This is a genomic window from Mycobacterium sp. SMC-13, from assembly GCF_045311035.1.
GTDB lineage: Bacteria > Actinomycetota > Actinomycetes > Mycobacteriales > Mycobacteriaceae > Mycobacterium.
In genome coordinates, this window is the sequence record NZ_JBJIAI010000016.1 from 18,802 (window position 1) to 43,340 (window position 24,539).

The window sequence follows — 24,539 nt, forward strand, 5'->3', positions numbered from 1 at the left end:
CCGGGCCGCGGTTTTGTTGTGTCCGGACTAGCTGTCGGCCAACTCGGCGACGCGCCGCACCGCCGACTCCAGCGCGTAGTCGGCGTTGGCCGCCACACCCTTGACGTCGGCGTTCAGCGCCGCCACCACCCGCAGTGCCTCGGCCACGGTGTCCCGGTTCCAGCGCCGCGCCTGCTTCTGCGCCTTCTGCACGCGCCACGGCGGCATCCCCAACTCCCCCGCCAACCGGTAGGGGTCACCGGACTGACCGCCGACCCGCGCAATCGAGTGCACGGCCTCGGCCAGCGCATCGGCCAGCACCACGTGCGGCACGCCGCCGGCCATCGCCCAGCGCAACGCCTCGGCGACACCACTGACATCGCCCGAAACCGCCTTGTCCGCGATGTCGAACCCGTTCACCTCCGCCTTACCGGAGTGGTAGCGCCGTACCGCCGCCGCATCGATCTGACCGCCCGTGTCGGCCACCAGCTGCGAGCACGCCGCCGCCAGTTCGCGGATGTCCGATCCGACCGAGTCGAGCACGGCATTGATGGCGTCGTCACCGACCTTCACCTTCAACGACCGGAATTCCTTGCGCACGAAGTCGGCGCGCTCGGCGGCCTTGGTGATCTTCGCGCACGGATGTACCTCGGCGCCAAGCTTTTTCAGCTGATCGGCCAGCGCCTTCGCGCGGCCACCACCGGAGTGCACGACGACGAGCATGGTGCCGCCCGGCAGGTCGGCTGCCGCGTCGGCGATGAGGGCGACGGCGTCCTTGCCGGCTTCGGCGGCAGACTCGAGGACCACCACACGTTCCTCGGCGAACAGCGACGGGCTCAGCAGCTCGGCGAGCTCGCTGGTGGACACGTCACCGGCCCGCAGCCGGTCGACCGGCACGTTGTCGTTGCCGGCCTGCTTGCGCGCGTTCCGCAGTACGTCCGCCACCGCCCGCTCGACCAGCAGTTCCTCGTCGCCCAACACCAGATGCAACGCCTCGGTCGATCCACTCACCCGTTGATCGTTTCATGGCGGGCAGACAATCAGCGCAGTGCGGGTTGCGAATACCGGGTTAGGGTTGCAATGCGCGATTGGTGATGCCAGGGAGGGGACCATGACTGGCATCGATGAGGAAACTCTCATTGCCGCAGTCGCGGACTGGCAATTGAGCGAGGTTCGGATTCTTGAACCAGGGGCAACGACGCGGCAGCTCATTCCCGAAGCCTGGTGGCCCGTGGCCGAATCTACTGACCCCGACGAACGGAAACACGCGGCCCTGGAATTGTGGAACGCGGACTTCCTCGCATTAATCCCGCGCTATGCGCACTCGCTGCAGACTGCGCTCGTCGACGTGCGAGTGGCCAAGCACAGGTACTACAGCGCACCCTCTCTCGACTACGTCCTGCGCACCGACGAAGGAGAACTACGTGTATGGGCGGGTGATGATCCTCGCACCTTCGGAGACATCGACCCCCCCTTCTTCGCAACCCTCCCCACGCCGGTACAAACATTCCTACGCCAGGTTCACGCCGGCTACGCCACATTCGACGGCGAGTCCAACGGATTGGTTTCGCCGTCTGGCATGGTCACACTCGCAGCCCGCTGGTTTCAGCCGCCCGACACCAACGAGATCATCGAATGGTTCGAAGACGTGCCGTTCCCCGGCACCCAACGCTTGATATTCCTCACCGGCGTCAATGACGAAACTGCCCTGTATGTCTCTCCGGATCTCCCAGCAGGACAAGCAATCACCTACTACGAACCTGACTTCGAAATCGCGCCGTTCGGTGAAGCGCTGGACGACTTCCTCACCGGGCCGTTGGACAACTGAACCCTCACACACTCCACGCCAGCCGGAACTTCTCGGCCAGTTCGGTGTCGGACAGGCCGCCGTAGTTCTGCTGTTCGTAGCCGCGCACACCCAGCACGGCGTCGATCGGCGCGTCCCCGAGGATGTCGCGGACCACGGCGCTGTGCCGCAGCGCATCGAGCACCTCGGGCTGCTTCGCCGGCAGCGTCACCACGCCGGCGTGCTCGCGCTGGGCTTGCTTCAGGGACCCGGGGTCGACGGTGACCTCGGGCGGCAGCGGCAGTTCGCGGGTGATGCCGTCGAGCGCCAGGCCGAGGATGGTCGCCGACGCCAGGTACGGATTGGCCGACGGGTCGACGATCTTGACCTCGACGTTGGCGCCATGCGGATTTCCGGACTCGGCGCTGACGAAGCGCACGGCGGCCTCCCGGTTCTCGGTGCCCCAGCAGACGGTGGCGCCGGACCAACTTCCCGGCTGGATTCGCAGACCGGACACGATCGAGCCACACAGCACGCCCTGCGCGTCAGGCAGACCGGCTAGCAGCCCCGCTATGGCCGACTCGCCGGCATCGGTCATACCGCGCTCCCCTGAGCCACCGGAGAACACCGGCACACTGTCACGATTCAGTGAAAAGTGTTGATGTGCACCGGAACCCACACTGCCGGCGAACGGCACCGGAGACAGGCTGACGCGCAGGCCGTGGCGGCGGGCGACGCGGCTGATGATGACGCGCGCGAGCACCAGCTGGTCCGCGGCGGCCACCGGATCGCGGGGCAACAGCGAGAATTCGAATTGGTTGGCTCCGTACTCGGGATGGAACTGTTCGATCGACAACCCTGCGGCGGCGGCCGCGTCCATCACGTCCCGGACGAAACCCTCGAATTCGAGCACGCCGGCCAGCCCATACTGCGCCCACAGGTTGGCCGGCAGCTGCGCGCCGTCGGAGCCGACGAGCACGAACTCCACCTCGTGCCCGACCACGGCCGTCAGCCCGGCCGCGGCCAATCGCTGCGTAACCCGTTGCAGCACAGCGCGACCGCAGTACGGGTCCGCGTTGCCGTCCTGGGTGAAGAACGCACCTGGCGCCCAGGCGAGGCCGTCCCCCAAGAGGGCCCGCCCCGTCAGGTCAACACGGACCAGCCGGTCCCCGACCACACCGATCTCATCGCTCACCACGATGCCGGCCTGGTCGATGGCGAAGACGTGCCACGTCGGGCTGGTACCCAACCCATGCTCGGCGAAAACCGCCACCCGGTTCAGCGGAACCACCTTGACCTGTGTCAGGCCTGCGGCATTGACCACGGTGCCGATCAGGGTCCCGACGCCCGCCGCTTCGAGCGCCGCAACTGCCGCTGCCACGGACCCGGCCGGATCGTCATCCACGTCAATAATTCTGCTACGCGACGCGCCAGTTCATGGCCGGATCGCATTTCCCCGTCGCCGGCGCCACGCGGCCAGCAGCAGCGCGCCGCCCACTGTCGTCGCGCCGAGCAGCAGCGCGCCGCCCCAACCTGACGGGACACTCACCGCCGCGCCCGGAACCGCGGCACTCCGCCGCGCGACATGCAACAACCACCACAGTTCGGGTCCGGTGAACCGGATCAACAGTTGCGCCGCGGCCGGCCAGCACCACGCCACCGCCGCAGCCGCGGTGCCGAGGATCGTGATGGGTGGAATAACCGGGGCGACAAGGAGATTGGCCGCCACCGCGACCAGACTGAGGCTACCCGAGATCGCCGCTACCAACGGCGCCGTCACGAGTTGTGCGGCAACGGCGACGCACACGGCGTCGGCGAGCGGCTTCGGCCAACCGCGGCCCACCAGTCGGCGCGACCATCCCGGCGCGATGACCACGAGGCCCGCCGTCGCCACCACGGACAGCGCGAAGCCCGCGTCCACCGCGAGCGCCGGCGAGAGCACCATGAGCACCAGCACGCTGGCCGACAACGCGGGGATCGCCTGCCGCCGCCGATGCACCAGCATGCCCAGCAACATCACCGAACCCATTGCCGCGGCCCGTAATACGCTCGGCGAAGGTTGCACGATGACGACGAACGCGAACAGCGTGACCGCGGCCAGCGCCACTGCCATCCGCGGACCCACCAACGCCGCGCTGAGGAGCACCGCGCCGCACACGATGGTCACATTCGCGCCCGAGACCGCCGTCAAGTGCGTCAACCCCGCCCGGCGGAACGCGGCCGTCGTGTCCGACTCGACCGCCGACACGTCACCGAGCACCAGACCAGGGAGCATCGCGGCCTGATCGGGCGGCAACGCCAGTCGCGCGGCCTCGCCGAATTCGGCCCGCACGTGTGCCGCCGCGCGCTGCCCGGTCGAGGCTGTCCCGAACCGGGGCGCGCCCACGGCGGCCAGCACCGCCACCGACAGGTCGCGCCGCTTCGGCCGGGTGACCCTGGCCCGGAACGCCATCGGGCGGCCCACGCCGACCTCCGAATACCCGACGGCCGGCGCGAAAACCATGACCCGCCCGGATGATTCGGCCTCCTGAAGCCTCTGCAACGACGCCGCGAACATGAGGCGGCCACCCTGGATGGTCTTCGGCGACTCCGACGGCGTGACGGTCACCGTCACCGTCGTGCCGAACCGCGCCGCCAAAGGGTGGGTGTCGACCGCGTGTACCCGCACCGTCGCGACAATCGCGAATGCCGCACCCACCGCCGCCACGGCGAGCACCGCGGGCCAGCGCACCGAGCCCATCCACAGCCCGACTCCCACGGTGCCCGCCACCGCAACAACCACCGCCGCCAGCGCCGCCCACGGCCCCCACCACACGCCGGCCGCCGTCACCGTCCAGCACGTCACGGCGGCCGGCACCAGCCGCAGGTCGATGCCGGGGACATCCGGCGCGGGGCTGGCCGTCACACCTTGACCAGGGCACGCAGTTTCTCCAGCCGGCCCGGCCCGATGCCGTCGACCTCGCCCAACTGGTCGACACTCGCGAACCGGCCGTTGGCACCACGCCACGCCACAATCGCTTTCGCCATGACCGGACCGATGCCGGGCAGACCGTCGAGCTGCTCCTCCGTCGCGGTGTTCAGATCAACGGGTCCTTGTGCACCACTGCCTCTTCCGTCGCCGGGCGGCACCTTCTCCGGTGGCCCCGACGTCGCGCCCGCCGAACTACGCATCACCGCGGGCGAACCCAACGGCGCGGTGATGCCGACCAGAATCTGCTCCCCGTCGGCCACCTTGCGGGCCATGTTCAGCCCGACGAGGTCGGCTCCCGCCAGCGCTCCCCCAGCTGCGGTGACGGCGTCAGCGATGCGGGCGCCGGCGGGCAGCGTCACCAGCCCCGGCTTGTGAACCAGGCCCGCCACACTGACCACGACGTCCTCAGCCTTGGCCGCGGGCGCGGGCGTCCCAGGCACGGAGGACGAAACCATCTGTACGGGTGGCAGTTTCGCCGCGGTCACCGGCGGCTTGTCATCGCCGAGCACTGCGATGACGGTCACCAGGACCGCGACCACGCCGACCACGGCGAGCGCGATGACGCCCGCACGCCCGGGGTCGGCCCGCACCGTCGCGAGCCACCCCGACTTGCCAGGCATGGCGTCGGGCAACCACCGCGACAGCGAGGTGTCGTCGTTCGAGTCGGGCTCTGCGTCGGGGTCCGTCGCGTCGCCGGGCTGCGCGGCCAGCCGGCGCTGCGCCCGATCGACCGGTGTCTGAGTGACCATGCCCGCGACGTTAAGCACCGCGTCCGACCGGAACGGCGCCAAAAGGCCGCCCAACGCGCGGCCTGTGGATCAATCGCGTTCTGTGGATAAAAGTGGGCGGCTTCGATCCCAACCGGATCGATCGCCGCCAAAATTGGCATCGTGGTGCGCCGAACTGTGGGCCGACATGCGCCGCGAGCCCTAGAGTCGGGGTGACCATGACGACCCAAATACCTTCGCCACGTTTGAGTTTGACCGCACAGCAACGCGAAGCGCTGGCCGCGGCGGCGAGCTTCCCGCTGTTGAGCGCGATCCAGGGCAGGCGGTCGCGGCGCTTCCCCGTCGGCGGCTCCATCCCATCGGGACCGTTGGCCTACACCAGTAGCCGCGACGTCGAACCACTCGACGAGGTCGAACGCGCACTGATCCTCGCGACGGTAACCGGTGTAACCGGCTGGCATTTCGGGATCAGTCACCATCCCGGATATGCACCGGCGTTCCCGAACTACAGCGGGTCGGCATCAGGTCGCACGTTCCCGTCAGCCGCGGGTTTCGAGATCGTCGAGTTCTTCTTCACCGATGACTCGGGCACCTACTTCCTGTCGTCCCGAGACACGGCACCGACAGTGCCGGTCAACGACGGCGTGGTCGACATCGACGACTGGCTGGCCGCGACGGCGTCGTCCTATCGCCAGCTCTCCACCGATCGCATCCACATTCCACGGTCGGAGCCGTACCTCGAAGGCCACAACACGTGGATCGCCAATCACCCCGGCTCCCTGCTGGTCATCCCGGTCGCCGACATCGCACAACATCTCTTGGCCAATCTGGCGTTCTTCCTGCAGAACGGCTACCTGATCTATGACGACGTCAACAACCGGCCGATCCCGGGATTGAAGGAGGCCGCCGCGGGTCTGGCGCACCGGGACGACGACCCTTTCCCACTGACCTTCGTCGAGCAGTACTCGCTCACGGAAGCCACCGCCGAGTTGATGACGAGCGTCTACAACGGGCACCTACTACTCGGGGCGCTGGGCCTGGGCGGTTGGACGTTCGACGGTATCGACCGGCTCACCATCCTCGGCGCGTCCGGCGACCCGGAGGTTCCCGCGCTGGGATTCAACGTCCAAACCGACGAACGGTGGGCACTGCCCAATCCGACGGGGCTGGACGGCGTTTTCGAAACGTACAGCCGCCCGCACTACCCGGACATCGCGGCTGCGGTGCGCGCCTTCGCCGACCGAAAATTCGGCCCCGGCGGGCCTTTTCACCCGGACACCCCAGGGCCGTGGCGGGATTCGCGGGCCGTGCGTTCGGCCGCGGCTGGGCACGACGAGCAGTTCATCACCTTGCTCACCATCGCCGCGCAATACATCGACGATACGTTCGGCAAGTTTCCCGGCACCGTACCCACCGTGCACATCATGAATTACCTTCAGGCACAACACATCGACCTCGGGTTCTACGACACGCATTTCCAGCCCGGGGCGTATCTGTCGACCCACGCCGAGCACGACCGGATTTGGCACGGGTGACCGGACTCCAGCTCACAGACCGTTCTGACGAGGCCTCTCCATGTCGGATGCTGGACGTTCCCGCGACGCTTGAACCTCCGCACCCTGCGCCCGTCCGCCCGCAGGCTCACAGCAATCGGGACCCTTTCACTTGACGACTGTAACTACTAGTACGTATGTTTCGTGATTGTGCAAACACGCGCCCGTCTTGTGAACGCGACTCAAGAGCTGCTCTGGGAACGCGGTTATGCGGCAACCAGCCCAAAGGACATCCTGAGCCGCGCGGAAGCAGGGCAGGGCAGCATGTACCACCACTTCGCCGGAAAACAGGAGCTCGCGGCCACAGCCTTGGCAGAGAGCGCAGCCACGATGCGCGCCGAAGCTGACCTTCTACTCTCGGGTGACGGGACGGCACTCGAGCGGGTGATCGCTTACCTAGAACGCCAGCGCGATTCGTTGCGGGGCTGCCGCATGGGGCGCATGACCTACGACGCCGATGTTTTGGCGACACCAGATCTTCTCCGCCCGGTTGCAGAGACCCTCGGCTGGTTGGTCGACCGCATCGCTCAGGTCATTGGCCAGGGCATTGACGAGCGCGAGTTCCCCGCCGCCACAGACGCACATCAGCTCGCATCCATGGTGGTCGCGACCGTCCAGGGAGGCTACGTCCTCGCGCGGGCGCAACAGGACCCAGCTGCTTTCGAGGCGGCGGTACAAGGAGCTGCAGGCCTCCTACAGAGCCGGAATCTGCGATGACCGCCGTAGCTGGGCATGCCGCCATGACCCACGTGGCCCATCAGGAGACCGCAACCGACGGAACCACCACAACGTGGTACGAGCCTGTTGCTGACCGGGCCCACGTCCAGGCGACCAAGAGGCATCACTGATGTACGCCATGCAATATCAGATCGCATTGCCCACCGACTACGACATGGGCATCATCCGGAACCGGGTGCGCAGGACCGGCCACCTCTTCGACGGCTTCGCCAGCCTCGAGTTCAAGGCCTACTTGATCCAGGAGAAATCCCAAGGCGCTCCCCGAAACGCGTACGCCCCGTTCTATGTCTGGCGCGACATCGACGGCATGCGCAACTTTTGCTGGGGCGAGCCGGGCTATTCCGCCATCGTTCGAGACTTCGGCCGGCAACCGATCCAAGACTGGACGCTTCACAAGATCGTCCACGGCCCCGCCGCCTACGCACAAGCCCGCAGCCTCACCGTGAAGTCTGCGTCGCTGCCTTCCGCTGCCGCACCGTCCGATTGCCTGGATCCGATCACCCAACGGTTTCTCGAGCACGTCGAAGACACCACTGTGGCCCTCGTGACCGCTGTCGATATAACCAGCTGGACCCTCATCCAGGTCGAACTCTCGACAGAGGAGCCCGATCAGACCTTGACCCACATGGCCGCCTACGAAGTCCTGCACGTCTCCGCGGCCTGACGGGTTCGCACCGCCGCCGGCTCCAGCCCACCACCGGGACCACCGGGTAGACACCTGCGGCATAGTGTCTAGCGAAAGCACAGCCCCAACGAGGAGGCCTCCATGACCACCGACCGCCCGCTCCGCGTCATCCAGTGGACCACCGGCAACATCGGCAAGCGATCCCTGCACGCCATCATCGCCCGTGACGACATGGAATTGGTCGGCGTCTACGCGTACGGCGCCGAGAAGGTCGGGGTGGACGCCGCCGAACTGGCCGGTTGGCCCGAACCCACCGGAATCAAGGCCACCAACGACATCGAAGAGTTGGTGGCGCTCAAGCCGGATGCCTGCTGCTACAACCCGATCTGGCCCAGCGTCGACGAGCTGGTCCGCCTGCTCGAATCGGGCATCAATGTGTGTTCGACCGCAGCCTGGATCACCGGCGGCAAGCAGAGCCCAGAGGACCTCGCGCGCATCCAGAAGGCTTGCGAGGCAGGCAATTCCACGATCTTCGGCAGCGGCGCACACCCCGGCCTGACGAACATGATGGGCATGGTGCTGTCCAGCGCGTGCGAGAGCGTCGACGAAATCCGTATCACCGAGTCGGTCGACTGCGGCGTCTACGAATCGGCCGGCACCATGGCCGCGATGGGTTTCGGCAAGGACCCCGAGACACCGGGCCTGGCCGAGAGCGTGCGCCTGGAGAGCGAGGTGTTCGCCGAGTCAGCCGCGATGATGGCCGATGCCATCGGAGCCAAGCTGGACCGGATCACCTTCGACGTCACCTTCACCCCGGCGACCGAGGATTCCGACCTCGGGTTCATGCAGATCCCCAAGGGCACGGTCGCCAGCGTCTACGGCTATCACCGCGGTTGGGTCGGCGACAAGAACGTCGTCAGCGTCGGCTTCAACTGGATCATGGGCGAGCACGTCACCCCGCCGAAGCCCGTGGCGCACGGTCACGTGATCCAGGTGTTCGGCGTGCCCAACATGCGCACAGTCGTGTACTGCCTGCCGTCGAAGGACTGGAGCGAGGTGAGCCTCAACGGTCTCGGCATGATCTACACCGCGCTGCCGGCCACCAACGCAGTACCTGCGGTGGTGGCGGCAGCGCCGGGCATCCTGACGCTAAAAGATCTGCCGCCGGTCACCGGCCGGTTCGCCGGCTAGTCCAAAAGCATTCACAGCCGGTACATTTCGCGCGCCATGAGCGCGTCTTCGATGAAGTCGAAGTGTGTCTCGTAGACCGGGTTCTCCGGGTGGTGCTCGTCGGCCAGCCGGTGCATGGCCTGGCCGACGGAGCGCTCCATGTTGGTGATCCACTGGGGCACCGTGGGTGCGTGAAACGGCAGGGCGTGGGTCCAGCCGAGGTTCAGTGTGTGGCTCATCGTCGTCACCTTTCAATCGGGGTTCGCGGCGACGGAGTGCCGCGCGGGATTTCAGAGTGCGACGACGACGGCGCCGGATCGCGAGTAGACGGGTACTCGAAAACCGACCAGCGCCGCGCGCTTACCCGCGTAGTTGTTGGCCGACTGCCGGAAAAGCTCCCCGCTGCCGGGGCCGCTAGTCCTGCGTATTGACGATGACGCCGACGGCGCCGGAGCCGACATGCACCGCCAGCACCGGCCCCATGTCGGTCACGACAAGTGAATCGACCTGGGGCAGGCGGGAAGTCAGTGCGGCGCCGATCTGCGCGGCGTCGTCGTGGTTGTCGACGTGGTGTACGGCGATCGCTGCGGGCCGCTCACCGACCAGCGCGACCACCCGTTCGATCATCGCGGCATGAGCCTTGGCCACGGTTCGGATTCGCTGATCGAGCACCAGCCGGCCGTCGATGTCCAACTGCAGCAACGGCTTCAGCGACAATGCGGTGCCGAGCCAGGACGCGGCGGTGCCGATGCGGCCACTACGCCGCAGGTTGTCCAAACGGTGGACGACGATGAACCCGTGCTGCCGCCCGGATTCCGCACGCGCCAGCGCCTCAACGGCATCCAGATCCGCGCCGGCCGCTGCAGCGCGGGCTGCAGCCAGCGCGACGAAGCCGACCCCCATCGCCGCCGATCGCGAATTGACCACGCGCACAGACGAACCCAGCTCACGGCCCACGGCCGCGGCGGAACTGAACGTGCTCGACAGACCGGCCGACAGATGCACCGCCACGACGCCGTCGCCGCCGCTGTCGGCCAGCGCCTGCTTGTAGACGTCGGTCAGATCCGCGGGCGCCGCGCCCGAGGTGGACACATGCGACCGGTCCTGGATGTCCTGCGGAATCGGGTCGATCCCGTCCTGGTAGTCGGTGCCGTCCTGCAGCACATGCAGCGGCACGACCCGGATGTCCCAGCGCTTCAACTCATCTGGGTCAAGCCGAGCCGACGAGTCGGTGACCACCACCACTGCCATGGCTAGTCGTCGGTCCGCTGCGACACCACACCGGCCTCGGCCAGCCCCTTGAGCATCAGTTCGGCGACGGCACGGTGCGCCTCGAAGTTCCAGTGGATACCGTCCGGGTTGGCGCGGCCCGACATCACCTCGTCACCGACGGCGGCCTTGAGGTCGACGACCGGAATCTGCTTCCCCTCAGCCCAATCGGTGATCGCCGCGACGGTGGCGTCGCGCCAGCGGTGCGAGCTGCCGTAGGTCTCCGCGATGTGCACCGACGGGATGGTGGCGACGAACGGAATGCCCGGGCGGTTGAAATCGATTGCCCCGCGGGTCTCTTCGAGATATTCGACCGTCAGGTGCGCCGGCAGCGCGGGCCGCGCGATCGGTGACAGCCGCGGCTGCAGCCAGCCGTAACCGTCGCGCACGATGCGGCGCAGCCACGGCGGCCGCACGTAGCGGATCAGTTCCCGCAGTGCCGTCGGCAACGGCGACGGCAGCGAGTCCATGCCGCACGTCGCGAAGATCACCGCGCCGGCCTTCGGCAACGCCGCCCACGACCGCGGATCCTGCGTCGCGGCCCACCACACGTCGCGGCAGGTCCAGCCGATGCGGCCGATCAGCTCGAGGTCCCAACCGAGTTGGGACGCAACGATGTTGGGCCAGATGCGTGGATCGTCGGACGGCAGCCCGCCGGTCGGGCCGTAGTAGGACAGCGAGTCGCAGAAGACGAGAAGGACGGGCTTCTTCGAGGCAGCCGGCGTGTCAGAGGACATCGTTGGCCACCTGAGCCGAGGCGTTCCACACGTCCAGCCGCCACTTCACCGGATCGTCGTCGGCCAGCCCGGCACTGTGCCCCGACAGCTGCACCCAGCTGGCGTTGCCCATGCCGCCGAGCACCGGCCAGTTGTCGACGGGCAGCTCCAGCAGAGCCGCGGTCAGCGCGGCGATCAACCCGCCGTGCGCGACGAGCACCACGGGTCGGTCGACCTCGTCGACTCCCCATTCGGGCAGATTGCGCAGCTGCTCCTGAACCACCGGGAGGCTGCGTCTCGCCACGTCCACGCGGCTCTCGCCGTTGTGCGGCGCCCAGCGGGCATCGTCACGCCAGGCCAGCCGCGCACCGGGCGCAATGTCGTCGACCTCGTGATGGGTCAGGCCTTGCCAGTCCCCGAGGTGCGTCTCGCGTAGCCGCTCGTCGATCGACACCGGCATGCCGGCCTGGTCCCCCAGCGTCGTCGCGGTGTCGAGGGCGCGACGCAGATCGGACGAAACGATCACCAGGGGCTGGCGCTTGGCCAGCACCTCGGCCGCTGCCACCGCCTGCGCCCGGCCCAGATCACTGAGGTCGGTGTCGAGCTGGCCCTGCATCCGGCTGGTGGCGTTGTACTCCGTCTGACCGTGACGCAGCAGCAGGAGGCGGCGGTTCCTCACTCTCGGCCCTCGGCGGACTCGTCGGACGGGTCGTCTCCGTCGGGGTTGACCGGCAGCTCACCGTCGAGGTCGACCTCGACGGCCGGACAGTCCCGCCACAGCCGGTCGAGCGCGTAGTACTCGCGCTCCTCCTGGTGCTGGATGTGCACCACGATGTCGACGTAGTCGAGCAGCACCCAGCGGCCCTCGCGGGCACCCTCGCGACGGGCCGGCTTGTGGCCCGCCCAGCGCATCTTCTCCTCGACCTCGTCGACGATGGCGTTGACCTGGCGGTCGTTGGACGCGGAAGCGATGACGAAGTAGTCGGTGATGACCAACTGATCCGAGACGTCGATGACGCTGATGTTCTCGCCGAGCTTGGCGGCGGCCGCACGGGCGGCGACGGTCGCCATGCTGAGGGCTTCGGGGGTGGCCGTCATGAATTCTCCTGCTTGTTCGTGGCTTGGTAGAGCCCACGTTTGGACACGTATTGGACGACGCCGTCGGGCACCAGGTACCAGATGGGCCGGTTGGCCTGGGCGCGGCGACGGCAGTCGCTCGACGAGATGGCCAGCGCAGGCACCTCGACCAGGGTCAGGGCATCGAGCGGCAGTTCTTTCTGTGCCGCCTCGATGTGTTTCCCGTCCAGCTCGTAGCCGGGCCGGCTGACCCCGATGAACCGGGCCGTGGAGAACAGTTCCTCCCAGTTCTGCCACGACAGGATCGAGGCCAGCGCGTCGGCGCCGGTGATGAAGAACAGGTCGGTGTCCGGGTTCTGCCGGGCCAGGTCGCGCAGGGTGTCCTTGGTGTAGGTCGGGCCGCCGCGGTCGATGTCGACCCGGCTCACGGAGAACCGCGGGTTGGCGGCCGTCGCGATGACCGTCATCAGGTACCGGTCCTCGGCGGCGGTGACGTGCCGATCGCGCTTCTGCCAGGGCTGCCCGGTCGGCACGAAGATCACTTCGTCGAGTTCGAACAGGTCGGCCACCTCGCTGGCCGCGACGAGGTGTCCATGGTGGATGGGGTCGAACGTCCCACCCATCACGCCCAGCCTGCGTCGAGTCACGATTGGCCAGCTTACTGGAGCCCCTGATACCCGCGAACGTGCGTGTTTGCGGGAATCAGACGGGCAGCAGGTTGTCGATCACCGACGCGAGCTGCTTGGCGGACCGGCATTCGTGCATGGTGATGACGTCCTGGTACTTGGCCGTCGCCGAGTCGCCGCTGCCCCACAGGTGCTTGGGCTCGGGGTTGAGCCAGTGCGCGTGCCGGCTGGCGTTCACCATGTGTGCCAGCAGGTCGGCCTGCGGGTTGCGGTAGTTGTTGCGGCCGTCGCCGAGCACCAGCAGGGCCGTGCGGGGCGAGAGCGCATTGGGCCACTTGTCCATGAACGAGACGAACGCGTGGCCGTAGTCCGAGTGCCCGTCCCGCGTGTAGACGGCGGCCTCGCGGGTGATCTTCTGCACCGCGACGGCCAGGTCGGCGTCGGGGCCGAACAGCTCGGTGACTTCGTCGGTGGTGTCGATGAAGGCGAAGACCCGCACCCGCGAGAACTGCTGGCGCAGGGCATGTACCAGCATCAGCGTGAAGTGGCTGAAGCCCGCGACGGAGCCGGACACGTCGCACAGCACCACCAGCTCGGGACGGGCCGGGTGCGGTTTCTTGAGGACGACCTCGATGGGCACGCCGCCGGTCGACATCGACTTGCGCAGTGTCTTGCGCAGGTCGATCTGGCCGGCATGGGAACGACGCCGACGCGCCGCGAGCCGGGTGGCCAGCGTACGGGCCAGCGGCGCAACGACATTGCGCATCTGCCGCAGCTGATCGCCTGACGCCCTGAGGAATTCGACGTTCTCGGCCAGCTGCGGAATGCCGTAGGTCTGCACGTGGTCGCGGCCGATCTGCTCGGCGGTGCGCCGCTTGGTCTCCGACTCGACCATGTGCCGCAGCTGCGAAATACGCTTGGCGGCAATCGCTTTGGCGATCTGCTCCTGCGTGGGCGTGGGCTCGTCGCCGTACGGCGCCAGCAGTCCGGCCAGCAGCTTGCCTTCGAGCTGGTCCAGCCCCATGGCCTTGAGCGCCTGATACGACGAGTACGACGGGCCGCGGCTCGAGTTGTACTTGCCGTAGGCGTCGACGATCTGCGCGATCATCGCCATCAGGCGGTCGTCGAGGTTCGCCATGTCCGCGTCGGACAGCAGGTCGATCAGCGCCGCGCGCATGCCCTCGACGTCCTCGGGCGGGATCCGGTCGGGCCGGTTCTCCGGATCCTCGTCGTCGTCGAGTTCCAAGACCGCCCGGTCTCCCATGGCCGCGGGGAACCACAGGTCGAACAGCGCGTTGTACGTCTCGCGGTGGTCGGGCCGGCGCAGCACCGCACACGCCAGACCCTCGCGCAGCACCATGCGGTCACCCAGTCCCAGGGTGGCCATCACCCGGCCGGCGTCGACGGTCTCCGACGGCCCGACGTTGATGCCCACCTTGCGCAGGGCCTCCACGAACCCCACGAGGTGGCCCGGAATGCCATGCGGGGCAAGCGGTTGCGCGGGCGTGCGGGCGACGGCCATGCGGACTCCCCTAGTTCAGCTTCAACTCGCCGATGGCGCGCTGCTGATCTGACTGGTGTTTGAGCACCACACCCAGCGTCGCGGCGATCATCTCGTCATCGATGGTGTCCATGCCCAACGCCAATACCGTCCGGCCCCAGTCGATGGTCTCGGCGACCGACGGCAGCTTCTTGAGCTGCATGCCGCGCAGCACGCCGATGATCCGGACCAGCTCGTCGGCGATCTTCTCCGGCAGCTCGGGTACCCGGGACAACAGGATGCGCCGTTCCAGGTCGGGGTCGGGGAAGTCGATGTGCAGGAACAGGCAGCGACGCTTGAGCGCCTCGGACAGTTCGCGGGTGGCGTTCGACGTCAGCACGACCAGCGGAGTCTGCTGCGCCTTGATGGTGCCGAGTTCGGGCACGGTGACGGCGAAGTCGGACAGGATCTCCAGCAGCAGGCCTTCGATCTCGATGTCGGCCTTGTCGGTCTCGTCGATCAGCAGCACGGTGGGCTCCGTGCGGCGGATGGCCGTCAGCAGCGGCCGGCTCAGCAGGAACTCCTCGCTGAACACGTCCATCTTGGTCTGGTCCCAGTCACCAGACTGCTGACCCGATTGGATCCGCAGGATCTGCTTGGCGTGGTTCCACTCATACAGCGCGCGGGCCTCGTCGACGCCCTCGTAGCACTGCAGCCGCACCAGCTCCGACCCCGTGCACTGGGCGATGGCCCGGGCCAGTTCGGTCTTGCCGACACCCGCCGGCCCTTCGATCAGCAGCGGCTTGCCCAGCCGGTCCGCCAGGAAAACCGCTGTGGCCGTTGCGGTGTCGGGCAGGTATCCGGTTTCGGTGAGTCGCTTGGCGACGTCGTCGATGGCGGCATTCTCGCCGAACAGCGGCACCGAACGAGCGGGTGTACTCAAGTTCTTCTCCTCTTACACGGGCCGGGTCTGGCCGTCGCCCCACACGATCCATTTGGTGGAGGTCAGTTCCGGCAGCCCCATCGGACCGCGCGCGTGCAGCTTCTGGGTCGAGATGCCGATCTCGGCGCCGAAGCCGAACTGCTCACCGTCGGTGAAGGCCGTCGACGCGTTGACCATCACGGCGGCAGCGTCCACCTGTTCGGAGAACCGCTGGGCCGCAGCAAGATTGGTCGTGACGATCGCCTCGGTGTGCCCGGTGCCGTACTCGTTGACATGCGCGATGGCGCCGTCGACACCGTCCACCACGGCCACCGCCATGTCCAGTGACAGGAACTCGGCGCGCAGCTCGTCCTCGCTCGGGTCCAGATGCACCGTCACCCCGGCGTCCTGCAGCGCGGTCACCAGCCGCGGCAGCGCGGTGTCGGCGATGGCCCGGTCCACCAGGAGGGTCTCGGCCGAGTTGCACACGCTGGGACGGCGGGTCTTGGAGTTCAGCAGGATGCTCTCGGCCATGTCGAGATCGGCGGCCTCGTGAACGTAGACGTGGCAGTTACCGACGCCCGTCTCGATGGTCGGCACGGTGGCGTCGCGCACCACGGCGTCGATCAGGCCGGCGCCGCCGCGCGGGATCACGACGTCGACCAGGCCGCGAGCCTGGATCAGGTGGGTGACGCTGGCGCGGTCCTCGCTGGGCAGCAGCTGCACCGCGTCCTCGGGCAGGCCCTCGGCGGCCAGCGCCGCCCGCAGTGCGGTGACCAGAGCCGCATTCGACCGGGCTGCCGACGAGCTGCCACGCAGCAGCGCCGCGTTGCCGGACTTCAGCGCCAGGCCGAAGGCGTCGACCGTCACGTTGGGGCGGCTCTCGTAGACCATGCCGACCACGCCGAGCGGCACCCGCTGCTGACGAATCTGGAGGCCATTGGGCAGCGTGCTGCCGCGCAGCACCTGACCCACGGGGTCCGGCAGCCCGGCGACCTGCCGCAATCCGGCGGCGATGCCGTCGAGGCGCTGGGGGTTCAGGGCCAGGCGGTCGATCATCGCCTCGGCGGTGCCGGCGGCGCGTGCGGCGTCGATGTCCTCGGCGTTGGCGGCGAGCACCAGGTCCGCGGCGGCGAGCACGGCATCGGCCGCGGCGTGCAGCGCGCGGTTCTTGGCTTCGGTGGTCAGTGTGGCCAGCACGCGCGACGCGACGCGGGCCCGCCGGGCGGCGTCATGCACCTGTTGGCGCAGATCGGTGTCCGTAGCTGCGTGCACACTCATTAACCCAGGGTAACGAGGTATCGGCGGTCCGGGCCGGTCGGGGCTACGGTGGCCCGGTGACTCGCATCACTGTCGTGGGCAGCGTGAACATGGACCTGGTCTTCGATTTGGCCGACCTGCCGGGACCGGGACAGACGGTGCTGGCGTCGTCATTGCATTCGGAGCCCGGCGGCAAGGGCGGCAATCAGGCCGTCGCGGCGGCCCGGGCGGGTGCCGATGTCCAGCTCGTCGCCGCGCTCGGGGCCGACGCCACGGGCGGGGCGCTGCGAAAGCACTTGCAGGACAACGGCGTCGGTCTGGTCGGGACCGTAAGCCTGCCGGTCCCGAGTGGTACCGCGGCGATCATGGTCGGCAACAACGCCGAAAACATGATCGTGGTGGCGCCGGGCGCCAACGGGCACCTGACCCTGGACTCCGCACACGTTCGCGCGGTGGTCGCCGATTGCGACGTGCTGTTGCTGCAGCTGGAGATCCCGCCGGCCACCGCGCTGGCGGCGGCGCGGCTGGCGAAGGACGCCGGCGCGACGGTCGTGCTGAACGCCTCTCCTGCCGGCACCGATCCGGAGGTGCTCGCCGCGCTGGCCGCCGTCACCGACGTGGTGATCGTCAACGAAACCGAAGCCGCCCAATGGCATTGGCCCGTCCCACACCTGGTGATCACGCGGGGCGCCGACGGCGCGGAGCACCGCACGGCTGACGGTGAGACACATGTCCCGGCGCCCCAGGTCGAAGCCGTCGACACCACGGGCGCGGGTGATGTCTTCGCCGGCGTTCTGGCTGCGGGTTGGACCGCGGACCCCTCGCATGCCCTCCGGCGGGCCGTCACAGCCGGCGCGCTCGCCACCCTGACCCCCGGTGCCGGCGATTGCGCACCGCGAGACGAGGTCATCGAGGACGCGCTGGAAGACGACGCGCCAAACTGACGCGCAGATATACGCCACTTGGCGGATGATCTGCCGGCCGCGACGCCGGATAGTCGACGCATGACCATTGCCAGCGGTATTCCGAGCGTCTTCGACGTCACGCTTCCGGCGATCGACTATTCGGGCGCGCACGGCCCGGACGAAGCGCAGGCGATCCTCGCGCCCGCGCGTGCACAGTCGCCGATCGCGATCGGGCCGCACGGACCGGAGGTACTGACCTATGACCTGGCCCACGAGGTGCTGCGGGACCCGCGCTTCCGGATTCCCCAGGGCATGTTCCTCGTCGCGCAGGGCATCACGTCGGGTCCGGTGTGGGACCGGGTCAGCTCGTCGATCATCAGCATCGACGGTCCCGAGCACACCCGACTGCGTCGACTGGTTGCCACCGCTTTCAGCCGCCGCGCCATCGAACGCTTGCGCACCACGGTCATCGACGTCGTCAGCGACCTGATCGACCGCCAGGTGGCGCGCGGCCACTGCGACGTCGTGACCGACATCGCGCGGCAGTACCCGACCCCGGTCATCTGCGCGCTGCTCGGCGCCCCAGCCGAGGACTGGGAGCAATTGTCGGTCTGGGTCGACGATTTCATGCACGCGTTCGACTGGCATGTCGCCGAACACGAGGCCGCAATCCTGACCGCGTGGCAGGCCCTCGACGACTACATCGACGACATGGTGGCCCGTCGCCGCGACCACCTCACCGACGATCTCCTCTCGGACCTCATCCGCGCCGAGGAGGACGGCGACCGGCTCAGCGCCGATGAACTGCGGATGCTCTCGACCGGCCTGCTGGCGGCTGGCACCGACACCACTCGCAACCAGGTTGCCGCCTCGGTACAGGTGTTGTGCGAGCACCCCGATCAGTGGGCCTTGCTGGGTACACATCCCGACCTGGCCGACCGCGCCGTCGAAGAGACCATGCGGCACTCGCCCATCGTGATCAGCTCGCTGCGGATGGCCCGTGAGGACGTCGAACTTGCCGGAATGCTCATCCCCGCAGGAACTTTCATGCAGGTGAACACCGGCGCAGCCAATCGCGACCCCGCCGTGTACGACGACCCCGACCGCCTCGACATCACCCGCGCGGGCGCCCCGGCGATGCAGACCTTCGGCGCCGGGATGCACTACTGCCTCGGCGTGCACCTGGCCAAGATGGAGCTGGCCGAAGCGCTCACCCTGATGACGCAGCGCATGCCCAACGCTCGGGTGACAGGACCGGTGCCGTGGAAACCGTTGGTGGGCCTGAGCGGACCGCTCACCCTGCCCATCGCCTTCGATCCGGTCGATGGGTCATTGCGGGCGGCCTCCTGAGCGAGCTGCCTGCACTCGCCGGTTGAACGCGCTACCACTCGAAACCCACGCGCCAGTCCAACGTCAGCAAATACTGCGGGTTTGCCCTGGGTGGCCCTAGAATCTGACGTTCAAATGGACGGCCACAAAGGAATCGCGGTGTCACGGCGATTCTTCGTGCTCACGGTCGCCATCGCCGCCTTCTATGTGCCGCTCGCACTCAATTACACCTGGCCACTTTTCACGCCCGGCTTGTCGCGTTGGCAGGACGTCGTAAACTCCGCGATCAACGGCGATGGCTACGCCCTCGGAAACGGGTCGGTCGAATCGGTTCGTCATGGCGCCTACGCCGAGCATCGCGTGGTCCTCATGGTGCACACCACCCTGGCCGGACTTGCCTTGACGCTCGGGCTGTTTCAGTTCTCGTCACGACTGCGCACCCGCTGGCCGGCCGTACACCGCTGGATCGGCCGCGGCTATCTCGCACTGATGTCCGTCAGCATGCTGACCGCGTTGGTGTTCCTATACCTCACGCCGCCGGCACAGCATTTCATCGGGCCGGCATTCGAAACGCAGTTGCGCGCCTTGGCAATCGGCACGCTCGGCAGCGCGTGGTACGCGGTCTACGCGATCCGCCGCCGCGACGTGATCACACACCAGGCCTGGATGACCTACGGCATTGCTCTCATGATGACGGCGCCGTTGCTGCGCGTCATCTGGATCGGGATACAACCGCTTATCCCGCAACACGATCTGCTGACCAACATCGGCGTGGGTTCCATCATCCTCGGTGTCGCCGCGCCCGGTAGCGCGGTGTTCGCGTTCATGCTGACCAAGCAGGCGACGCCGGAGGCCGGCGTTCGTTCCGTCCCGACATGGACGTACGGTGCGGCGGTCGCGTTGGCCGTTGTCGGCTCGCTGGCCTACACCGCGCTGGTCCTCCGATTGCCGGCGCCGATCCCGCACGGCCTCGTGCTTTTTCATCTGGTGCCCGCCTGGATCACCATCGCGATCGCCGCGCGCGGGGTGGTCCGTGCGCGCACCGCGGGCGACGCGGCACGCGAACGGCAGTGGCGCTGGCTCCTGTGGGGTTTCGCCGCCGCGCCCACCGCTGCGAGCTTGTACGCGCAGATCGTGCCGCCCGCCTTCACCACGGCCGACGCCGTCCTCGCCGGCGGCATGGACGGCCCGGTCATCCCGATCACCGTCGCCTTCGCGTTGGTGGTGCATGCGGCCGCGCGGTCGCAGCGCCGGACCGACGACGACCTCGATGAGCCGAACGTGCTGGCCGCCGCCTGAGCGCGTCCGCCTCAGCAAGTTATCCACAGAACGCGATTCATCCACAATCGTTGCCTGCCAGGAAGATTGAAGCAGTAAACGCCGCTAGAATCGAAAGCATGTTCGAATCTTTGGTCATCGCAACCCGGGAAGCCGACGACGCTTCCCTGGTCGACATGATGACCAGCGCCACCCGCACCGAAGCCCAGCACGCCGGCCGCCGCCTGGCCGCCATCGCCGAACTGACTCACCGCCGCTGCACCGACCACGAGGACCGCGACCTATGGGCGTGCGACGGTTGGGATGCCGCTGCCGCCGAGATCGGCGCCGCGCTGACCATCAACCGCTGGCAAGCCGCCAGCCAGATGCAGCTCGCTCTGGCCCTGCGCGACCGCCTCCCCGAAGTCGGCGCCCTCCTGGCCGCCGGAGATCTACCCCTACAGCTGGTGACCCAGATCTGCTGGCACACCGAACACGTCCAGGACCCGGCCACGCTCGCCCTCATCGACGTCGCCATGGCGGGCTCCGCGCGCGAATGGGGACCCCTGTCCAAAGCCGACACCATGGCGCAGATCGACAGCTGGATCGAAAAGTTCGACCCCGCCGCCGTGCGCCGCACCCGAGGCGCCGTCCGCGGCCGCGACGTCGAGTTCGGCAAGCCCGGCGACCCAGCAGGGGTCACGTCCGTCTGGGCCCTGCTGCTGGCCACCGACGCCGAACTGCTCAAGCGCACCCTCACCGCCATGGCCCACGAAGTCTGCCCCGACGATCCCCGCAGCCTCGCCCAGCGCCGCGCCGACGCGTTGGGCATCCTGGCCGTCCGTGGCGATCGGCTGCCCTGTCACTGCGGCAAACCCGACTGCCCGGCAGCCGGAGCCGATCCGCGCGCCGCAGCCGTCGTCATAAATGTCTTGACTGGCGCTGCGCCACAACCGATCAGCGATCCTCTGCTCGATGCGCCGGAGGCCGCACCGCCGGTGACGGCAAACACTCCGGTCGCCGAGGCACTCGCGCCTCTGCCTGAGCCCGAGCCTGTCGTCGACCAGAGCGTGGTCGGCTATCTGTCCGGCGGGCCGGTGATACCCGCGGTGGTCATGGCAGACCTGGCCGCCCGGGGTGCGAGCGTGAAAATGGTTACCACGCCGCAGGTTCCGGCCGACGGGCAACCGCGGTACCGGCCGTCGACCGCGCTCGACCGCTACGTGCGGATGCGGGACATCACCTGCATGCACCCCGGCTGCGACCGCCCCGCCGTGGACGCCGACCTCGACCACACCATCCCCTGGCCGGCCGGAGCCACGCATCCCGGCAATCTCAGCCCGAAGTGCCGCAAGCACCACCTGGTCAAAACGTTCTACAGCGGCGCAACCGGATGGCACACCCGGCAGAACCCGGACGGCACCATCGTGTGGACCGCACCCACCGGGCATACATACACGACCGTGCCCGGTAGCCGAATCCTGTTTCCCGACAGGCACTTCCCTACCACAGCGCCGCCACCATCGGCAGCGCCGCCACCATCGGCTACGGCGACCACCAGCGATCAACCCGGTCGCGACCTCATGATGCCCACCCGCCGGCGCACCCGCATCGACGACCGCGCTCGACGTACCCGGCACGAGCGCAAACTCAATTGGGCCGAGCTCTTGGCGTCGGAGTCGACCGCCGAAGCCAAACTCCAACTCGCCCAACAACTCATCGACGGCGACAGCTCGCCACCGTTCTGAAGCCGGTGCGGCTACACGGCCACCGAGGACACGTTGATGACCCCGGCCGACGTGAAGCTCTGGTACGGCGTGGTCGAGGCGAGTTGATCGGGGTGCCGTGGAAACTCGGGTCGGTCGGCATCACGTCGGATGTGTAGAACTGCCCATCCTGGTCGACCCATTGGAAGCGGTCCAGTCAGTTGAGGTCTCGCTCGTCAGGAGCTGGTTCTGGATGGGGCTCGCCGGATCGAGCGTGATGAGGTCGTCGACCGTGCCGTGGATGATCAGGGTAGGTTTTCTGCTGCGGGGTCAGGAACGCCGGCCCGTTCAGGCCTCCGGCACGTTACGGTCGATCTCGTCGAGCCAGATGCGCGCCGACATGTCCGACGGCGCCCGCCAGTCCCCGCGCGGGGACAGCGCGCCGCCGGCGGACACCTTCGGACCATTCGGCAGCGCCGACCGCTTGAACTGACTGAACGAATAGAACCGCTGGACGAAGACTTTCAGCCAGTGCCGGATGTCGGCGAGCGAGTAGGCGACGTGCTCGTCGTCCGGGAAGCCGGCCGGCCAGTCACCGGCGTCGGCGTCGTGCCACGCATGCCAGGACAGGAATGCGATCTTCGACGGCCGGAAGCCGTACCGCAACACCTGGAACAGCGAAAAGTCCTGCAGTGCATACGGTCCCACCTTGGCCTGGCTGCTCTGGACTGCCTCACCGTCGGTCGCCGGAACGAGCTCCGGGGTGATCTCGGTGTCCAGCACCGACTGCAACACCTCGTTGACGTCGGCGTTGAACTGACCCGAGGAGATCACCCACCGGATCAGATGCTGGATCAGGGTTTTCGGCACCCCGCCGTTGACGTTGTAGTGGGACATCTGGTCGCCGACGCCGTAGGTGCACCAGCCCAGGCCGAGCTCGGACAGGTCGCCGGTGCCCAGCACGATGCCGCCGCGCTGGTTGGCCAACCGGAACAGGAAGTCCGTCCGTAGGCCGGCCTGCACGTTCTCGAACGTCACGTCGTAGACGGCCTCACCGCGGGCGAACGGATGCCCCATCTCGCCCAGCATTTGCCGCGCGGTGTCCCGAATATCCAACTCCGAGAACGTAACTCCGAGCGCCTTCGCCAGCGCGGTCGCGTTGTTCTTGGTGCGATCGCCGGTCGCGAAACCCGGCATGGTGAAGGCCAGGATGTCGCTGCGCGGACGGCCCTCGCGGTCCATCGCCTTGGCCGCCACGATCAGCGCGTGCGTGGAGTCCAGCCCGCCGGACACGCCGATCACCACGGTCGGGAAGTTCAGCGCCCGCAGGCGCTGCTCCAGACCGGACACCTGGATGTTGTACGCCTCGTAGCAATCCTGTTGCAGCCGCGCGGGATCCGCCGGCACGAACGGGAAGCGCTCGACCTCCCGGAGCAGGCCGATGTCGCCCGCCGGCGGCGAGAGCGTGAACTCGATGCGGCGGAAATCCGATGTCCGGTCGGCGAAGGTGCGCCGGTTGTCATCGAACGTCCCCATGCGCAACCGCTCGGCGGCCAGCAGCTCGGTGTCGACGTCGGCCACCGACCGTCGCTCGCCGCACGGAAAACGCTCGGATTCGGCCAGCAGCACGCCGTTTTCGTAGATCATGGTCTGGCCGTCCCAGGCCAGGTCTGTTGTGGACTCACCCTCCCCCGCGGCGGCATACACGTACGCCGCCAGGCATCGCGACGACGCGGAGCGGGCCAGCAGCTTGCGGTCGTCGGCCCGGCCGATGGTGATGGGGCTGCCGGAGAGGTTCGCCAGCACCGTCGCACCGGCCAGCGCGGCCGTCGCACTCGGCGGCACCGGCACCCACATGTCCTCGCAGATCTCCACGTGCAGCACGAAATTCGGCAGATCAGCGGCGGCGAACAACAGGTCGGGGCCGAACGGCACGTCGATACCGTTCAGCCGGATCGTGCCCTCGGCATCATCGCAGGCCGCGATCTGACGCGATTCGTAGAACTCGCGGTAGGTCGGCAGGTACGACTTGGGCACCACGCCGAGTACCGAACCGCGGTGGATCACCACCGCGGTGTTGTAGATGCGGTGCCGGTGCCGCAGCGGCGCGCCCACCACCAGAACCGGCAGCAAGTCGGCCGATGCCTCGACGATCGACGCCAGCGCCTCGGTCGTCGACTCCAGCAGCGTGTCCGACAGCAGGATGTCCTCTATCGAGTACCCCGAGAGGGTCAGTTCCGGGAACACCGCCAATGCGACGGCGTCGTCGTGACACTCGCGGGCCAGGCGCAGCACCGACGCGGCGTTGGTCGCCGGGTCCGCGAGTGCGGTGTGGTGCGTGCACGCGGCGACGCGGACGAATCCGTGTCGGTAGGCGGAGTAGAAGTCCACGTCTCGATTGTTGCATCGACACGTGGTGCAACTCCGTGGACGGCCTACCCT

General features: G+C 67.9%; 23 protein-coding genes. 9 read left to right on the forward strand and 14 right to left on the reverse strand.

The window, feature by feature from the left end:
- Positions 1 to 27: 27 nt before the first annotated feature.
- Positions 28 to 969 carry a DNA polymerase III subunit delta gene (holA, locus tag ACJH6I_RS21490; protein WP_346414477.1) on the reverse strand — a complete coding sequence of 314 codons (942 nt, stop codon included), beginning with the start codon at positions 967 to 969 and terminating at the stop codon, positions 28 to 30.
- 121 nt (positions 970 to 1,090) lie between these two features.
- Between holA and ACJH6I_RS21495 the strand changes: the two genes are divergently transcribed.
- Positions 1,091 to 1,807, forward strand: coding sequence for a hypothetical protein (locus tag ACJH6I_RS21495; protein ID WP_318985509.1), 717 nt, complete (start codon positions 1,091 to 1,093; stop codon positions 1,805 to 1,807).
- Between the two features lie 4 nt (positions 1,808 to 1,811).
- Here the strand turns inward: ACJH6I_RS21495 and ACJH6I_RS21500 are convergent, their stop codons facing one another.
- The 3 genes from ACJH6I_RS21500 to ACJH6I_RS21510 are packed head-to-tail and all read right to left on the reverse strand — an operon-like array spanning position 1,812 to position 5,485.
- On the reverse strand, positions 1,812 to 3,170 hold the full coding sequence (locus ACJH6I_RS21500) for a glutamine synthetase family protein (RefSeq protein WP_318985510.1): 1,359 nt from the start codon (positions 3,168 to 3,170) through the stop codon (positions 1,812 to 1,814).
- A gap of 30 nt (positions 3,171 to 3,200) precedes the next feature.
- Positions 3,201 to 4,670, reverse strand: coding sequence for a ComEC/Rec2 family competence protein (locus tag ACJH6I_RS21505; protein WP_346414388.1), 1,470 nt, complete (start codon positions 4,668 to 4,670; stop codon positions 3,201 to 3,203).
- Complete coding sequence (locus ACJH6I_RS21510; protein ID WP_406784465.1) at positions 4,667 to 5,485, reverse strand: ComEA family DNA-binding protein; 819 nt, start codon at positions 5,483 to 5,485, stop codon at positions 4,667 to 4,669. The genes ACJH6I_RS21505 and ACJH6I_RS21510 overlap by 4 nt, the downstream gene beginning before the upstream one ends.
- 197 nt (positions 5,486 to 5,682) lie before the next feature.
- On the opposite strand from ACJH6I_RS21510, the gene ACJH6I_RS21515 reads away from it, so the two are divergent.
- The 4 genes from ACJH6I_RS21515 to ACJH6I_RS21530 all read left to right on the forward strand — a co-directional run bounded on the left by ACJH6I_RS21515 (position 5,683) and on the right by ACJH6I_RS21530 (position 9,571).
- The gene (locus tag ACJH6I_RS21515) at positions 5,683 to 6,999 is read left to right on the forward strand and encodes a hypothetical protein (protein WP_346414386.1); all 1,317 of its coding nucleotides are present in this window, start codon (positions 5,683 to 5,685) and stop codon (positions 6,997 to 6,999) included.
- A 162-nt stretch (positions 7,000 to 7,161) separates the two neighbouring features.
- Positions 7,162 to 7,734: a helix-turn-helix domain-containing protein gene (locus ACJH6I_RS21520; RefSeq protein ID WP_346414385.1), complete on the forward strand. Its 573-nt coding sequence runs from the start codon at positions 7,162 to 7,164 to the stop codon at positions 7,732 to 7,734.
- Positions 7,735 to 7,864: 130 nt separating this feature from the next.
- Positions 7,865 to 8,419, forward strand: a complete 555-nt coding sequence (locus ACJH6I_RS21525) for a DUF4865 family protein (protein ID WP_346414384.1) — start codon at positions 7,865 to 7,867, stop codon at positions 8,417 to 8,419.
- Positions 8,420 to 8,521: 102 nt separating this feature from the next.
- Complete coding sequence (locus ACJH6I_RS21530; RefSeq protein WP_064979341.1) at positions 8,522 to 9,571, forward strand: dihydrodipicolinate reductase; 1,050 nt, start codon at positions 8,522 to 8,524, stop codon at positions 9,569 to 9,571.
- An 11-nt stretch (positions 9,572 to 9,582) separates the two neighbouring features.
- On the opposite strand, the gene ACJH6I_RS21535 is transcribed toward ACJH6I_RS21530, so the two are convergent.
- The 9 genes from ACJH6I_RS21535 to ACJH6I_RS21575 form a co-directional block, all read right to left on the reverse strand.
- Positions 9,583 to 9,789 carry a hypothetical protein gene (locus tag ACJH6I_RS21535; RefSeq protein ID WP_318985516.1) on the reverse strand — a complete coding sequence of 69 codons (207 nt, stop codon included), beginning with the start codon at positions 9,787 to 9,789 and terminating at the stop codon, positions 9,583 to 9,585.
- Between the two features lie 175 nt (positions 9,790 to 9,964).
- A complete protein-coding gene (locus ACJH6I_RS21540) occupies positions 9,965 to 10,801 on the reverse strand; it encodes a DegV family protein (RefSeq protein WP_212812291.1) in 837 nt (278 codons plus the stop codon).
- A 2-nt stretch (positions 10,802 to 10,803) separates the two neighbouring features.
- Positions 10,804 to 11,556, reverse strand: coding sequence for a diglucosylglycerate octanoyltransferase (octT, locus tag ACJH6I_RS21545; protein WP_406784466.1), 753 nt, complete (start codon positions 11,554 to 11,556; stop codon positions 10,804 to 10,806).
- Positions 11,546 to 12,214, reverse strand: a complete 669-nt coding sequence (gene gpgP / locus ACJH6I_RS21550) for a glucosyl-3-phosphoglycerate phosphatase (protein ID WP_318985518.1) — start codon at positions 12,212 to 12,214, stop codon at positions 11,546 to 11,548. Before gpgP ends, octT begins: the two co-directional genes overlap by 11 nt.
- On the reverse strand, positions 12,211 to 12,633 hold the full coding sequence (rsfS, locus tag ACJH6I_RS21555) for a ribosome silencing factor (protein ID WP_318985519.1): 423 nt from the start codon (positions 12,631 to 12,633) through the stop codon (positions 12,211 to 12,213). The genes gpgP and rsfS overlap by 4 nt, the downstream gene beginning before the upstream one ends.
- On the reverse strand, positions 12,630 to 13,244 hold the full coding sequence (nadD, locus tag ACJH6I_RS21560) for a nicotinate-nucleotide adenylyltransferase (RefSeq protein ID WP_406784485.1): 615 nt from the start codon (positions 13,242 to 13,244) through the stop codon (positions 12,630 to 12,632). The genes rsfS and nadD overlap by 4 nt, the downstream gene beginning before the upstream one ends.
- A 70-nt stretch (positions 13,245 to 13,314) precedes the next feature.
- Complete coding sequence (locus ACJH6I_RS21565; protein ID WP_318985520.1) at positions 13,315 to 14,760, reverse strand: VWA domain-containing protein; 1,446 nt, start codon at positions 14,758 to 14,760, stop codon at positions 13,315 to 13,317.
- A gap of 10 nt (positions 14,761 to 14,770) precedes the next feature.
- Positions 14,771 to 15,661 (reverse strand): MoxR family ATPase, encoded by an 891-nt coding sequence (locus ACJH6I_RS21570; RefSeq protein WP_212812296.1) that lies wholly within the window; start codon positions 15,659 to 15,661, stop codon positions 14,771 to 14,773.
- Between the two features lie 12 nt (positions 15,662 to 15,673).
- Positions 15,674 to 16,921 carry a glutamate-5-semialdehyde dehydrogenase gene (locus tag ACJH6I_RS21575; RefSeq protein WP_212812297.1) on the reverse strand — a complete coding sequence of 416 codons (1,248 nt, stop codon included), beginning with the start codon at positions 16,919 to 16,921 and terminating at the stop codon, positions 15,674 to 15,676.
- 56 nt (positions 16,922 to 16,977) lie between these two features.
- Between ACJH6I_RS21575 and ACJH6I_RS21580 the strand changes: the two genes are divergently transcribed.
- The 4 genes from ACJH6I_RS21580 to ACJH6I_RS21595 all read left to right on the forward strand — a co-directional run bounded on the left by ACJH6I_RS21580 (position 16,978) and on the right by ACJH6I_RS21595 (position 22,139).
- Positions 16,978 to 17,844: a ribokinase gene (locus ACJH6I_RS21580; RefSeq protein ID WP_318985521.1), complete on the forward strand. Its 867-nt coding sequence runs from the start codon at positions 16,978 to 16,980 to the stop codon at positions 17,842 to 17,844.
- Between the two features lie 60 nt (positions 17,845 to 17,904).
- The gene (locus ACJH6I_RS21585; RefSeq protein ID WP_406784467.1) at positions 17,905 to 19,155 is read left to right on the forward strand and encodes a cytochrome P450; all 1,251 of its coding nucleotides are present in this window, start codon (positions 17,905 to 17,907) and stop codon (positions 19,153 to 19,155) included.
- A 114-nt stretch (positions 19,156 to 19,269) separates the two neighbouring features.
- Positions 19,270 to 20,433: a DUF2306 domain-containing protein gene (locus ACJH6I_RS21590; RefSeq protein ID WP_406784468.1), complete on the forward strand. Its 1,164-nt coding sequence runs from the start codon at positions 19,270 to 19,272 to the stop codon at positions 20,431 to 20,433.
- Positions 20,434 to 20,531: 98 nt separating this feature from the next.
- Positions 20,532 to 22,139 (forward strand): DUF222 domain-containing protein, encoded by a 1,608-nt coding sequence (locus ACJH6I_RS21595; protein ID WP_406784469.1) that lies wholly within the window; start codon positions 20,532 to 20,534, stop codon positions 22,137 to 22,139.
- A gap of 306 nt (positions 22,140 to 22,445) precedes the next feature.
- Here ACJH6I_RS21595 and ACJH6I_RS21600 read toward each other — a convergent pair whose 3' ends face one another.
- Positions 22,446 to 24,488 (reverse strand): NAD(+) synthase, encoded by a 2,043-nt coding sequence (locus ACJH6I_RS21600; RefSeq protein WP_406784470.1) that lies wholly within the window; start codon positions 24,486 to 24,488, stop codon positions 22,446 to 22,448.
- Between the last annotated feature and the right edge of the window lie 51 nt (positions 24,489 to 24,539).